The organism is Thermostichus sp. MS-CIW-34 (genome assembly GCF_054060435.1).
Genome location: NZ_JBSSDE010000004.1, coordinates 1 through 12,662, shown reverse-complemented (window position 1 = coordinate 12,662; position 12,662 = coordinate 1). Strand labels below are relative to the sequence as shown.

Sequence of the window (12,662 nt, the reverse complement as noted above, 5' to 3'; positions counted from 1 at the left end):
CAGCTACCCTACACGGATCCCGCGGACTCAGACTTGGACACCCGAACCCCAGCTGGACGCCCCAGCTCAGGGCTGGGAACAAAATGAGGCACATCGGCAGCCGGGATGTGAACAGGGGCCTTGGTGCGCGGATGATAGGTTTGCCGGGCGGGACGATGGCGCAGCGAGAACGTGCCAAAGCGAGCCAGCCGCACGGATCCCCCCTGGGCCAGGCATTGGCTAATGCTGTCCAGCATAGCCTCCAGAGCAGCAGCAGCCATTTCCACGGTCAGGCCATCCACCTGCGCGGCCATCTGGCGGGCCAGCAAACGGCGAGTCAAATGAGGAGGAGAAGCCACCAACCGACCCTCTAGACAACAGAACACAGACAGGGGCTTAGAGCACCTCCAGTTCACTCTCGAAAAACCAATGTCGAGAGCGATCGGGAAACTCCAGAATGTAGCCGACACCGCTGCCATCGACCACACGCCGTGCCAGCACCACAGCCTCTTTGCCCACCAGAGCGCTGAGGTTTTCTTGTCCGCGATCCTGGACAGAGCGAACTTTGACCTTATTTCCAACCTTGATCGCCATAAAACCGCGAAGAGACTTACCACTCAAGATGGTACGGCAAAAGTCCCCTTGCCGAGCTCCTGCCGCACCTCTGCTGGGGTTGACCCCGATGGGATTGCTAGAATGGGGTCAGAGTGCCGTGCCCCAGGGAAGACTGCCTCCGTGATTGCCCTTTCCCTCAAACCCGCCCACTGCTCCTGGAGCGTTATCAGCTTTCCCTCCACCCTCTACACTCAGCCTGTCCTCGATCTCTTGATCTCAAAAGTCCCTCCTGCCTGGAGAGCGGAAATACGTTTGGGCCTACAGGAAGCAATCATCAATGCCGTCCGCCACGGCAACGGCCTCGACCCCAACAAGAAGGTGATCATCGAGTACGCCAGCTCGGAGCCCTTTTACCAATGGCTGGTGCGAGATCAAGGGCCCGGCTTTTGTCCCCAAGAGAAGCTCCACCGATGCCAACATAACATCTTGGAAACCGAAGAGTCGGGCCGAGGAATGCTGCTGCTCACCCAAATCTTCGACTTTGTGGAGTGGAATGAAACAGGCAACCAGGTCTACCTGGCCAAATACATCCACGCCAACTGCCGGGATCCCTGGATAGTCTGACCCTCAATGCCACTCCCAAAACAGCTTGCCCATTTGGGTAATCTGGCAGCCCCGATCGGGGTAGGGAGCTTCAGAAACCGCTAGGGCTGTGGTGGCGAAGGCAAAGCGCGTGGATGCCCAGCGGGATCCCTTAGCGCTCCGCGCCGCTGACGCGACCGGGTCGAGCAGCTCGCTTTCCAAGAGCAACCCCAGGGATCCATAGCCATAGCCCAAATTGCGGTGGGGCAGGGAAGCCACCAACTTGCGCCAGGCGCGATTTGCACTCAAGGGGGGATCCGCGAGGGCCGTCTCCAGAGCCCCCAAAGAAGAGGCCAGGTAGGAATAGCCTTTGCGATCGGCATGATACACCTGTGCCGGCAGCGGGATCCCTGGCAGCGTTAGCGCTCCGCGCCGCTGACGCGACTGGGGGAGAGCCTCTGCCGCCTGCAATGACGCGGATCCTCCTTTCCCACTGACTTCCAGCGGCTCGCCTGCCAACACAGGGATCTCCGGTCGATGGGTGGAGCGGTGAGGACTCCGTCCCGCTGTCACGACCGGCGGGGGTTCTGACGGCAAGGACTCCGTCTCCCCCGCAGGAGTGGTCGGTTGGGCCCAGGCGGTGGCGGTGCCACGCTTCGTTGCCAGAGAGATTACCTGCCAGCCTTGGGCGCGTGCCCGCTCATCCAAGTCGAAATAAGGACTCCGTCCCGCTGTCGCGACCGACTCATCCGGCAGCTTACCGACCCACAGCCAGGCTGGATCCCCGTCGCCGGGCAAAAGGGCAAAGGCAAACTCTCCCCGTTCCGGCAACAGACGCTGCCAGTCCAGCGCCACCTGAGATTGCAAGCGCTGCAGCCACTGGCCGGGATCCACCCGCAACCCCAGGGAATTTAGGGGCTGGATCTGCCCCAGGCTCTGCCAAACTGAGACCAGATTCTCTCCGGAAATCAGCGCCAAGGTTTTATCCGGCAGATGTTGAAGGATCTGCGGGCGAAAGGCTTCTGCCGCCGGCAAGGAGAAGCCAGCGGGCGCATGCCAGAGGGCAGCACTTTCGGCCACCAAGCCGCGGAAGTTTACCCCCAACCCCAGCCCTACCGCCTGCAACGTCAGCCCGTCTGAAGAAACCGCCTCTGGATTTTGCCAGAAGGCCCAACCCACATGCGCCTCCCGCAAGGGCTGGATGACCTGCTGAAACAGAGGCTGAGCCACCAGAGACAACTGCGGCAACTGCCAAGCATCGATTGCAGCCCGAATGGCAGCAGACTGCTCCGCCAACAACACGTATTGCTCGCCGAAAACGGCTGCCGAGAACCCCTGCAGGCCCGGAATCGGGCTAGACACCACCTGAATGCCCTTGTAAGTGTCCACCTGCACCGGCCTCCCGGCCAAGCTCTGCCGTTCCCACAATAGGTTCAGCTCAAACTGAGAGAGCGCCGCATCCCGCGTTTCCAGGGCAACCAAGGTGCCCCACTCCGGCAAACTGGCCAAGAGGGTACTCCTCCCCAGCCAGGGCCGCACCTCCCGCTCAAAATCAAGGGATCCCCCGGCCAGCAAGGATCCCAGCCAGCCTGGGCCTTCAGGGGAGAAAAACTTTTGCCACTGCTGACGGGCAGCGCGTCGCTGGGGGGCAGGAGTTGCCGCTTGCCAAAACGCTTGCACCTCGTCCAGGGGAACAGCCAACACCAGCAGCGCTTGTGCGGAGCGAGGGGCCAAACCCACAATTGGCGGCAGCTCCGGGTGGGCCAGCAACAAAGCCACCGGACTGCGGGTGAGCAGCCATACGACAACCCACACCACCATGGCGGCCAGAAGACCAAGCCCAATCAGGATCCCGCGCAAGAGTTGCCGTCGTCCCATATCTCAATCTCTGCACCGAGGGAGACATGGCGCGGACACCCAGGCCCTACTGCTCTGCACTGCTGGCATGAACAGGCCTAGTGAAGAAGCGCTGCCCTCAGTCCTGCATGATAAAACCTTACCATGGAACAGAGGCTAACCCTGGTGTGCCAGCTGGAGCCCACCGCTGAGCAGGCGGCCAAGTTTAGAGGCACCCTACAAGCCTTTGTGATCCGCACCACCATTCCAAACCAACGTGCAGATCAGCCCTGCCTTGACCAGCCCGGCAGCTATCTAGGCCCATCCGAAAGTCAAACCCATGTCAGAGTTTCAACTGGTTTCTCCCTATCAACCCACCGGAGATCAACCTAAGGCAATTGCCGGCTTGGTGAAGTCGATTTCAGAAGGCCATCGTTTTCAAACCTTGCTGGGAGCAACCGGAACCGGCAAAACGTTTACCATCGCCCATACCATTCAGCAGGTGGGCAGGCCCACCTTAGTGATGGCCCACAATAAGACTTTGGCAGCACAACTGTGCAATGAGCTACGAGAGCTGTTTCCCAATAATGCCGTCGAATACTTCATCAGCTATTACGACTATTACCAACCGGAAGCCTATGTTCCCAGCACCGATACTTACATCGCCAAATCTTCTTCCATCAACGATGAAATCGATATGTTGCGGCACTCGGCTACCCGCTCCTTGTTTGAACGGCGGGATGTGATTGTGGTGGCCTCGGTGAGCTGCATCTATGGTCTGGGCATGCCAGAAGAATACCTGAAGGCTTCCATCCCCTTCAAAGTCGGCCAGGAGATCAACCAACGGGATGTCTTGCGGGATCTGGCCAGCATCCAGTACGAGCGCAATGACCTGGAGCTGGTGCGGGGGCGATTTCGCCTCAAAGGGGATGTGCTGGAAATTGTGCCGGCCTATGAGGATCGGGTCATTCGCATCGAATTTTTTGGGGATGAGATCGAGGCCATTCGCTTAATCGACCCGGTTACAGGTGAGATTTTGAACAGCCTCAGCGCCCTCAGAGTTTATCCTGCTCGGCACTTTGTAACGCCGGAAGCACAACTGGAGCGGGCAATCCTCAATATCGAGCAAGAACTGGAAGAGCAACTGGCCCTCTTTCGCAAAGAAGGCAAGCTCCTGGAAGCCCAACGCCTAGAGCAGCGCACCCGCTACGACCTAGAAATGCTGCGGGAGGTGGGCTATTGCAATGGGATCGAAAACTACTCCAGACATTTAACGGGACGCAAAGCAGGAGAGCCCCCCGCCTGCTTGGTGGATTATTTCAAGGCCGACGATTGGCTGCTGGTGGTGGATGAATCCCACGTGACCGTGCCCCAAATTCGCGGCATGTATAATGGCGACCGTGCCCGCAAGCAGGTGCTGGTGGATCACGGTTTTCGCCTGCCCAGCGCCCTCGACAATCGCCCCCTCAAAGCCGAAGAGTTTTGGGCCAAAGTTCATCAGTGCATCTTTGTTTCGGCTACTCCCGGCAACTGGGAACTAGAGCAGAGCGAGGCCCAATTTGAAACCCGGGTGGAAGATGGCAAGACCCTGAAGTTCTATGTGCCCGGCAGCGGTCGGGTTATCGAACAGGTGATTCGGCCCACTGGGGTGGTGGATCCCGAGGTGCATGTGCGCCCTACGGCTGGGCAAGTGGACGATTTGCTGGGAGAAATTTATTTGCGATTGGAGCGCTCTCAGCAGGGATCTGCCGAACGGGTGATCGTGACCACCCTCACCAAACGGATGGCAGAAGATCTCACAGAATATCTCCAGGAGCGAGGGATCCGAGTTCGCTATTTGCATTCCGAGATCACCTCGATTGAGCGAATTGAAATCCTACAAGACTTTCGAGAAGGGGCCTTTGACGTGTTGGTGGGGGTCAACTTGCTCCGGGAAGGGTTGGACCTGCCGGAAGTCTCCTTGGTGGCCATTTTGGATGCTGACAAAGAAGGGTTTTTGCGAGCAGAGCGCTCCCTGATTCAGATGATTGGGAGGGCAGCACGAAATGTCCGTGGAACGGTGGTGATGTACGCCGACACCATGACCAGCAGCATGGCCCGGGCCATTGCCGAAACCCAGCGTCGCCGCGAAATTCAATTGCAATACAACCGCCAACACAACATCACGCCCAAGCCCATCGTCAAGAAAAACAGCAATGCCATCTTGTCTTTTTTGGCCATCTCCCGCAAACTTAACGACCCAGATCTGGAAAAAGCCTTTCAAGCTGCGCAGGAGATTCCTCTCTCCGAGATTCCGGAGCTGATCGGCCAACTGGAACTGAAGATGAAAGAGGCCGCCAAAAACCTAGAATTTGAGGAAGCCGCCGAGCTGCGAGATAGAATCAAAAAGCTGCGTCAACGCCTTCTGGGCCATTCTCAGGGCACCTAAAATCCTTGCTCAGATCGGCCAAAATTGAGGTCGGCTTGTGCCACCATGAGCTTGCGGGGCAGCACCAGGGATCCCCAATTGATCGATAGGCGTTCGTACCAAACCGGCCATGCAGGACTCCGTCCCACTTAAGCGAGCAGCTCTTTGGGTTGGGCTGACGGTGGGGATAGGTCTCTGGCTCACCCCTGCCGTCGCCTCTGCCTCCTCAGGGATCCCCTTGGCTCAAGCCCTTGAATTTCGGGATCCCAACTTTTTCCTGGCCGATCCCCGACCCACACCGGCTGAAGCGCCAACTCCTGAGGGATCCCCTGCCCCAGCCCCCAGCCCAATCGGGATCCCTTTGACCGGCCAAGAGGGCACAGAAGTGCTGGTCGGGAACATACCGGTGTTCCGCCTGCAGACGGCAGACTACCCCAGCGATGTGCGGGCCGACAACGTTCGGGCGATCATCGAGCGCTTTCTGGAAGAAGGCCAGTTGCCGGAGCCAGAGGTACGGGTGGCCCAGGATGCCAATGGGCAATACATCTTACGCCTGGGGGAAAGAGGCCGCTTTGAGGCCACCCAACGGTATTTGTTTACCGTCACCTATGCCGATGCTGCCGCGGAGCGCAGGGTGGCACCGGGTCAGGTGAACCTGAATGACGTGCGTCTGGTGGCCAACAGTTGGGCGCGGCGGTTGGAGCAAGCGATTGCCGATTACCGCGAAGACCTGCTGGCTCTGCAACGGGCCCAGGATCCGCGCGTGCTGGTTCTGACCCTCCTGGCAGGGATCGCCACCTTGGTGGTGGGGTTCTTTCTCTGGCGGCTGTTCGACCGCAGCCTAACCCGCTTGCAACGCTGGTTGGAGCTTAAGGCCGGAGAGACCTGGGGCACCTGGATCGATGTGGGTGGGATGCTGCTGCGGGGCGTGGGGGCAATCCTCATCGCCGGCATCTCGCTGGATCGCGGTATCAGCTTCATCCCTGCCCTACGACCGTTTCAGCGCTCCTTTTACCTGGGCCTGGGTCGTGTGGTCGCCACGGCTCTGGGCGTTCTCACCCAGCCTCTGCCCAACTCCAGCGTTTCGATTGCCAGCTTGCTGGTCTTCCTCGTCCTCTCCATCTTGGTTTTCACCGGCGCCCACTACGTCAGTGTTGGCTTCAAGCAGCGCTTTTTGGCACGCCTAGGGCTGGATCTGGGCACCCAAGAGTCTTCGGCGGCCATCTTCAAGTACATCCTGACCCTGTTCGGCATCCTTCTGGTCTTGCCCTTCAGCGGCCTTAATCTGGGCTCCTTGGCGGTTATTGCCGGGGCGGTGGGTTTGGGGATCGGCTTTGGTTTGCAAAACCTCTCCAACAACTACATCAGCTACATTGCCATTTTGCTGGAGCGCCCCATCCAAATCGGGGATCTGGTGGAAGTGGACAACTTGCTCGGCACGGTGGAGCGCATTGGGCCACGGGCTACCGTCTTGCGCACCCTGGATCGCATTTTTGTGATTGTGCCCAACTCCCGCTTTACCGAATCAAAGGTGGTGAACTGGAGCTACCGGGATCCCCGCTGTCGCATCCACATTCCGGTCGGCGTGGCCTACGGCTCCGATACGGCCCTGGTCACCGAAGCTCTGCTCAGCGCAGCCAAAGAAAATGCTCGGGTGTTGAGCAGCCCTGCCCCCCAAGTCTGGCTCAAGTCCTTTGGCCCTTCTGCACTTAACTTTGAGCTGCTGGTGTGGATCAACCGTCCTCAAGATCAGTTTGTCTTGATCAGCGAGCTAAACTTCCTAATCGAGGCTGAGTTTCGGCGACGTGGGATCCGCATCCCCTTCCCGCAACAAGATATTCATATCCGCAGCCTAGAGGGATTTGCCCCCCTCAGTCAAAACGGTGGATCCCCTTCTTTGCCCGATACCGACTCCATTCACTCTGCCCTCAAAGAAGCAGCACAATCGCCGGAAGACCAAAATGGTGTTTCCTAAGCTATTGCCTGCCATTGACACCCTATCGACACCATGTTGCAGCGGTTAGATGAGGTACTGGGAAGCTTTGGCAGCCATCCCCGTTGGGCTGAACTGAAGCAAATGCAAACCCTGCGGCAGCTCTGGCCCGAACTCGTCGGAGAGGCCGTAGCCGCCCAAACCTATCCTCTCAGCCTGCGCCGACAGGTGCTGCAGGTGGCCACCTCTACCCCGGCCTGGGCACAAAACTTAACCTTGCAACGTCAGCTCATTCTCAAGAAACTCAACAGCCGCATCCAACCTCCCCTCAGCGATATCCGCTTCAGCCCTGGTGCCTGGCACGAGGGATCCAGCCAAGCCACCCCCCATCCTGATGCGGAGCTGACCAGCAAGTTTTATGGCGCTCCCCGCCTAGCAGACCAAGATGGACAACGCCCTGGATCCTGTCGCAGCCCCAATCCAAAACAGCCCACCTCCGACCCGAAAGTGGCTTTCGAGCGCTGGGCCAGAGTGGTGAAGCAACAACAAACCCAGGAGAACCTGTTCCCTTGCCCCGCCTGCCGCTGTCCCACCCCTGCCGCCGAATTGGAGCGTTGGTTTGTCTGCGGGTTCTGCCATCGACAATCCTTGCGCCCGCGCGGCCACAGTTGTTCCGGTTAACCCAAAAATCAATCGTTCATAGCCCGATAGGTGGCCACCGAAGACGGCGATACACGGTTTAGATAGCGAAAGATCCAATACTTAAAAAGCGTATCTAGGAAAACCGGAAAAGTAGCAATAAAGCCGTAGATAAAATCGCGGTTCTCCGGTAACCCCAAATGGGCAGCCAAATTACCCAGCAGCACCTCCCAACCGTGGGGAGAGTGATAACCGACAAACACATCGGTAAAGAGAATAATAATGAAAGCCTTGGCACTATCGCTGAGACCGTAGATCAGACGATCCAAAAAAGACTTGAGGACTTCGATTTCCTCACGCCCAACAAAGATAAGCCAGCCAAACACCAGCAGCGAAAGCAAATCAGCAAGGATATTCTTCAAGCCTTCCGAGTTCCTACGGCTATATTTTTTCAGCAGTTCCTCTGCCTTCATGGACAGTTGATCTGCTGATTCCAGATCCCACTCTGGAGATTGATGGTGCAAAGCTCGCTCAAATTCTATTCTTTCCTTGAAAAACTCGAACTCTGACAGGGCTTTTTCTTGGAATTCGTGGCTTAGAGCCACAATGGCAGGCTCCCGTTGTTGCAAGTGATCTACCAATGGCCCAAACAGAAAGTTTTTCGAGAGGATCTGGGTGAGCAGAGGCAAAACGGCCAACAACAACAGAAAACGAATCGATACCAGTGTGCGAGTGCGAGCCTCGCGATACTCCTGGATCAGTTCCTCTTCGGCCTGGGAACTCAGCTCACGGCGGATTTGGCTGGCTGTGCGCAGAATAGAACGGGGCAGAATCGCAGCTTTGGAAGCGACCGGGGCAGCGCCATTGCCGGAGCCTGCCTTGACAGAGACATTAGAAGAACTGGGTTGGGTTGAGGTAGGTTGTTCTGGCCGTTCGAGAGGCTCAGGTGAAGTGGAAATTGAAGCAGAGATGGGCTGGGATTTTCTGGTCGGGCGTTTGTATCGAGAAGTCACCTGATCGATAAACTGCAGTTTCTCCAAGATGGAAAGATCTCGTCTTTGGCGACCATTCTCAGGGTTTTCGCCGTTGCTTTCAGGAGCATCGACCTCAGCGGCATGGCGTTCTTGATCTTTATCTTGGGCAGAAACAGGGCCACTGCCATTTTGCTCGGGATCCGGCAGGCGAGAAAAGGCGCTGCTGGCTCTGAACTCTGCCAAACGCAGATCGATCTGGCGCAGTTGCCGGCGCAGTTGAATTTGAAAGTAGCGGCTGACATTCTGGCCATGTTGCCCGTTGCTGCCGATGGATCCTCCCTGGAAGTATTGATCCTCGATGGCTTTAATGCGCAGGGCAGCCTCATAAGCTTGGTCGAGGGAGCGCAGGGGGGTATTCGAGATCCATTGGCCCAGCCTGCTCAATACGGATTCTCCCATTGCTCGTTCCCGTGGCACTCCCCATGGGGGCCAATCCACACATTACAGTGATCCGATTGACTAATTATTGTAACGAGTCCTGGGTGCCTAGGCGGGAATCCCAACGGTGGAGAAGTACTTGCAGAGACTGGCCCTGCCTCGACAGAAGTACAGACCGGCACCTTTGGTCTAGAGCAACATTCAGCACCCCTTAAAGCGCTTGAGGGCAAAGCCACAGATCTGCAGCAGCCGCAGCCCCTCTCGCACATGGTGAATGTTGGAGCGGCCATAGGTTCTGGGGAAATAGCGCACGGGGATATCCAGGATCTTCAGGGTGCGCTTGGCGGATCCCAGCAACAGGTCAAAATCTCCAAACGGGTCGAAATCCCCCCACTCTTGGCGTAGCCTGGCAATCTGCTGGTAATCCTCCCGCCACAGGGCCTTGGTGCCACAGAGGGAATCTTTGATGCGGATGCCGAGAATGTAGGAGAGGAGAGCGGCAAAAAAACGATTGGCCCATTGGTTTAGCCGAGGCATTGCCTCTGGTTTCAGGGGATAGATAAGGCGACAACCATTGGCAAAATCACATCGCCCGGAAGCCACAGCCCGGAAAAACTTGGGCAGGTCCTCTGCCTGTACGGTCAAATCGGCGTCGAGGATGATCAACACATCCCCTGTAGCGGCGGCTAGCCCCTTGCGCACCGCATCCCCCTTGCCCTTGCCCTCCTGCCGTAGAGCCCGGATATTGCGGATCCCTTGGTATTCCGCCTGTACCCGCTGGATCTCGGCCCAAGTCCCGTCGCTGGAATGCCCCTCCACAAAAATGATCTCGGTGCGGGATCCCATCTCGGGCAAATGTTCCACGCAGCGGCGGATGTTGCCCGCTTCATTCCGAGCCGGAATCACCACGGTGCAGGAAGGCTGCTGCTCAGGGGGGGGATCCCAGGCAGGGTCGGGCTGCAGGCGAGCGATCGTGTACTCTGTCAGGCAGAGGGCGTTGATCCCGGGCAATGGGGCAATCACCCGGTTGATCACAGTCGAAAGGAACGGGATCCGCCGCGGCAACAACAGCCGCTTGCCCTGCTGAATGACCTCGTATCCTGCCAAGTGCAGCAGGTTGGCCACATCGGCTGCCGATAACCAGTTGGCTGCCGGCAGAGGCATCCGTTGCTTCAGAGCGGTTGCCAAGCCCAGAATCGGCTCCCAGAGCGGGTTGTGGTGGGAGAGGATCAGGCGGGTGCGTGGGGTACAGAAGCAGCGCAACTGCTGGAGAACCTGCTGGATGTCGGCCAGGTAGCCCAGGGTATTGACGAGCAAGATCACATCAAAAGGCTCCGCCAAGACGGGATCCCCTTTGTCCAGCGTGTGGGCATCTTGCACCCGGAAATGGAGATGGGGAAACTCTGCCTGAGCTTGGGCAACAATGTCCGCATCCCGGTCGATCCCCACCCCGAAGCTGGGCTGCAAGGCATTGAGCAGGGATCCCGTGCCGGAACCAATCTCCAAGATGCGCAAACCGGCAGGGACAAAAAAGCGATGCAGCCGCTCCAGATCCTCGTGGTAGTAGCGGTTTTTTTGCCGCCAGTAATACAAGGGGTGGGTCAACGCTGGCAAGGGATCCCTAGGGTATCGCTGGATAGTCTTCGATCGCGGCAGCGGGCCGGAGGCCTTTCATAAGGTGTGATCGCTTGCAACAACGGCTTCAAGCACCTTAGATCTCAATCTGTTGGTCACCCAACCCAGCTGGATCCCCGACAACAGGGGCGAAGCCCTCCAGCGATTGCGTACCGCAGCCACATCTTGCCACCCCAGTCTCTCCCCACCCAGCGATAGCAGTACAGGGAAAAGGGAAGCATTGGCGGGCAAGTGCCAACGAGCGGGGATCTCAGCGACGACGCACTTTATCCCTTTGGCTGACAAAGATGATGGCGCCAAAGAGAGCCCCCAGCACAACTGCACCAGCCACCAAGCTCCAGAGGAAGTTAGCAAGTGAGGGAGTCATAAAAGCGTTTCCTCCTCGTGCAAATAACCATTGCCCAACGGTTTTTCGATTATACCGAGCCCTGTCACCCTTCCAAAGCCTGCCTTTGTCCCTGCCGGGCGCTGTCATTTGGTAGTTTGGTATTCCAGGGGCACCTCCTCTAGGGTTTGGCTCTTGCCGGCAAAGGGGTTATCCGGCGTTAAGAACAGCATACAGTGACATTCCTTTCGCTCCCGCATGGGTACACAGGGGCAATTCCAATAGCCTGCTTTTGCTTCTGCCTCTTTGTCTTCATAAAAACGACAGGGACACAGCGGGGCGCCCAATTGCTCTTTGTGCAGAGCCAAGCCTTCGATCACCGCCGTCGTAATTGATGGATCCGAGCAGAAAAAGGTCTCGGAGCGTTTGGCGTAGGTTTCTGCGAAATGCCGCATCAACTCAAAGCTCTTCTGTGAGGACTTTTTGTAACCACGACTTTCCATGACGATTCCCAAAAGTGGAACTAACCGGCTGTTGCTAGCAATGGGGTTCACAGCTTTTTCCGACGACGCCTCCCGAAGCCAGTACAGACGTGTAGGGGGCCGGGATTCTATTAACTCCACAGATAACTCCACAGACCTCCCACAACGTCGAGAAAAGCTGTATCTCGCTCTTCGTTGTACAGCAGACCTCTAGGCAGGACAAAAGATTATGCCCTTGCTGTTACACAAGGCAACATCTAGGGGCCGTAGCAAGAGCCAGCCTTGGCGTACTCTACAGAATACCTTGACATCCTCCCCGGCCTTTAGGCCGGAGATTCCTACCACGCTGCGCATGGATGGCTCCTTGCGCAGTCGTCTCGGCGGGTTCCTGCTTCCGACCGCCCGTGCAGTTCGATCCACAGGCCATCCGGGCTGACACGGGTGGTTCACCCACCCGCATCCCGACCGCAGCGTCGGCCGTGTCCTGCCCTTCGTCTCGCAACAGCTGTATCCCGCGAGCAAGGATGTTGATGGCACCGACCAGAAAGGCCTCCGGCCCGCTGCCGCGAAAGGCCTCCGGCCCGCTGCCGCGAAAGGCCTCCGGCCCGCTGCCGCGAACGGCGTTATTCTCATAGCCGCACGCCACGCACTCGAACCAGGCTTGGGTCTGGCGGTTGTCTGATGAAACATGGCCGCAACATGGACAGGTGCGGCTCGGGTTCTGCGGCGGCACGACAATGAGCCTGCCACCTTTCCAGGCCAGCTTGTACTCCAGCATGCAGCGGAACTCATACCACCCCTGGTCGAGAATGGCTTTGTTTAACGCTGACTTGGCGCGGACGTTCTTCCCAGGAGCATCTGCTGTCCCTGCCGCCAA

Annotated in this window: 13 protein-coding genes; 4 read left to right on the top strand and 9 right to left on the bottom strand. The window is 57.9% G+C overall.

Translation table 11 applies throughout. The features are described from left to right. Nucleotides 1–8 precede the first annotated feature (8 nt). Nucleotides 9–338: an HU family DNA-binding protein gene (locus ACVWYY_RS02185; RefSeq protein ID WP_238376891.1), complete on the bottom strand. Its 330-nt coding sequence runs from the start codon at nt 336–338 to the stop codon at nt 9–11. Nucleotides 339–375: 37 nt separating this feature from the next. Beyond that, nucleotides 376–573 carry a cytochrome b6f subunit PetP gene (gene petP / locus ACVWYY_RS02180; protein ID WP_041436278.1) on the bottom strand — a complete coding sequence of 66 codons (198 nt, stop codon included), beginning with the start codon at nt 571–573 and terminating at the stop codon, nt 376–378. A 141-nt stretch (nt 574–714) separates the two neighbouring features. On the opposite strand from petP, the gene ACVWYY_RS02175 reads away from it, so the two are divergent. Further along, complete coding sequence (locus ACVWYY_RS02175) at nt 715–1,158, top strand: ATP-binding protein (RefSeq protein ID WP_011432443.1); 444 nt, start codon at nt 715–717, stop codon at nt 1,156–1,158. A 3-nt stretch (nt 1,159–1,161) separates the two neighbouring features. Here the strand turns inward: ACVWYY_RS02175 and ACVWYY_RS02170 are convergent, their stop codons facing one another. Beyond that, nucleotides 1,162–2,994: a DUF3352 domain-containing protein gene (locus tag ACVWYY_RS02170; RefSeq protein ID WP_457439479.1), complete on the bottom strand. Its 1,833-nt coding sequence runs from the start codon at nt 2,992–2,994 to the stop codon at nt 1,162–1,164. A gap of 298 nt (nt 2,995–3,292) precedes the next feature. On the opposite strand from ACVWYY_RS02170, the gene uvrB reads away from it, so the two are divergent. After that, nucleotides 3,293–5,380 (top strand): excinuclease ABC subunit UvrB, encoded by a 2,088-nt coding sequence (gene uvrB / locus ACVWYY_RS02165; protein WP_457439477.1) that lies wholly within the window; start codon nt 3,293–3,295, stop codon nt 5,378–5,380. On the opposite strand, the gene ACVWYY_RS02160 is transcribed toward uvrB, so the two are convergent. Continuing rightward, nucleotides 5,377–5,508, bottom strand: coding sequence for a hypothetical protein (locus ACVWYY_RS02160; protein WP_414343450.1), 132 nt, complete (start codon nt 5,506–5,508; stop codon nt 5,377–5,379). The two genes, uvrB and ACVWYY_RS02160, sit on opposite strands and share 4 nt — an antisense overlap. On the opposite strand from ACVWYY_RS02160, the gene ACVWYY_RS02155 reads away from it, so the two are divergent. Beyond that, complete coding sequence (locus ACVWYY_RS02155) at nt 5,490–7,334, top strand: mechanosensitive ion channel family protein (RefSeq protein ID WP_457439475.1); 1,845 nt, start codon at nt 5,490–5,492, stop codon at nt 7,332–7,334. The genes ACVWYY_RS02160 and ACVWYY_RS02155 overlap by 19 nt on opposite strands. A gap of 33 nt (nt 7,335–7,367) precedes the next feature. After that, nucleotides 7,368–7,973: a DUF721 domain-containing protein gene (locus ACVWYY_RS02150; protein WP_457439473.1), complete on the top strand. Its 606-nt coding sequence runs from the start codon at nt 7,368–7,370 to the stop codon at nt 7,971–7,973. 8 nt (nt 7,974–7,981) lie between these two features. Here the strand turns inward: ACVWYY_RS02150 and pxcA are convergent, their stop codons facing one another. The 5 genes from pxcA to ACVWYY_RS02125 form a co-directional block, all read right to left on the bottom strand. Beyond that, a complete protein-coding gene (pxcA, locus tag ACVWYY_RS02145) occupies nt 7,982–9,364 on the bottom strand; it encodes a proton extrusion protein PcxA (protein WP_457439471.1) in 1,383 nt (460 codons plus the stop codon). Nucleotides 9,365–9,544: 180 nt separating this feature from the next. Continuing rightward, on the bottom strand, nt 9,545–10,948 hold the full coding sequence (locus ACVWYY_RS02140) for a glycosyltransferase (RefSeq protein ID WP_457439469.1): 1,404 nt from the start codon (nt 10,946–10,948) through the stop codon (nt 9,545–9,547). A gap of 280 nt (nt 10,949–11,228) precedes the next feature. Next, complete coding sequence (locus ACVWYY_RS02135; RefSeq protein ID WP_011432450.1) at nt 11,229–11,345, bottom strand: photosystem II reaction center X protein; 117 nt, start codon at nt 11,343–11,345, stop codon at nt 11,229–11,231. Nucleotides 11,346–11,449: 104 nt separating this feature from the next. Beyond that, nucleotides 11,450–11,806 carry a ferredoxin-thioredoxin reductase catalytic domain-containing protein gene (locus ACVWYY_RS02130; RefSeq protein ID WP_011432451.1) on the bottom strand — a complete coding sequence of 119 codons (357 nt, stop codon included), beginning with the start codon at nt 11,804–11,806 and terminating at the stop codon, nt 11,450–11,452. A gap of 271 nt (nt 11,807–12,077) precedes the next feature. Next, nucleotides 12,078–12,662: zinc ribbon domain-containing protein (locus tag ACVWYY_RS02125; RefSeq protein ID WP_457439467.1), on the bottom strand; the 585-nt coding region annotated here is incomplete at its 5' end.

What these genes read in the sequence shown, in the direction of transcription:
- ACVWYY_RS02170 (WP_457439479.1), bottom strand. Translation starts at nt 2,994, where the DNA reads ATGGGACGACGGCAACTCTTGCGCGGGATCCTGATTGGGCTTGGTCTT.
- ACVWYY_RS02130 (WP_011432451.1), bottom strand. Translation starts at nt 11,806, where the DNA reads ATGGAAAGTCGTGGTTACAAAAAGTCCTCACAGAAGAGCTTTGAGTTG.
- uvrB (WP_457439477.1), top strand. Translation starts at nt 3,293, where the DNA reads ATGTCAGAGTTTCAACTGGTTTCTCCCTATCAACCCACCGGAGATCAA.
- pxcA (WP_457439471.1), bottom strand. Translation starts at nt 9,364, where the DNA reads ATGGGAGAATCCGTATTGAGCAGGCTGGGCCAATGGATCTCGAATACC.
- ACVWYY_RS02135 (WP_011432450.1), bottom strand. Translation starts at nt 11,345, where the DNA reads ATGACTCCCTCACTTGCTAACTTCCTCTGGAGCTTGGTGGCTGGTGCA.
- ACVWYY_RS02155 (WP_457439475.1), top strand. Translation starts at nt 5,490, where the DNA reads ATGCAGGACTCCGTCCCACTTAAGCGAGCAGCTCTTTGGGTTGGGCTG.
- ACVWYY_RS02150 (WP_457439473.1), top strand. Translation starts at nt 7,368, where the DNA reads ATGTTGCAGCGGTTAGATGAGGTACTGGGAAGCTTTGGCAGCCATCCC.
- petP (WP_041436278.1), bottom strand. Translation starts at nt 573, where the DNA reads ATGGCGATCAAGGTTGGAAATAAGGTCAAAGTTCGCTCTGTCCAGGAT.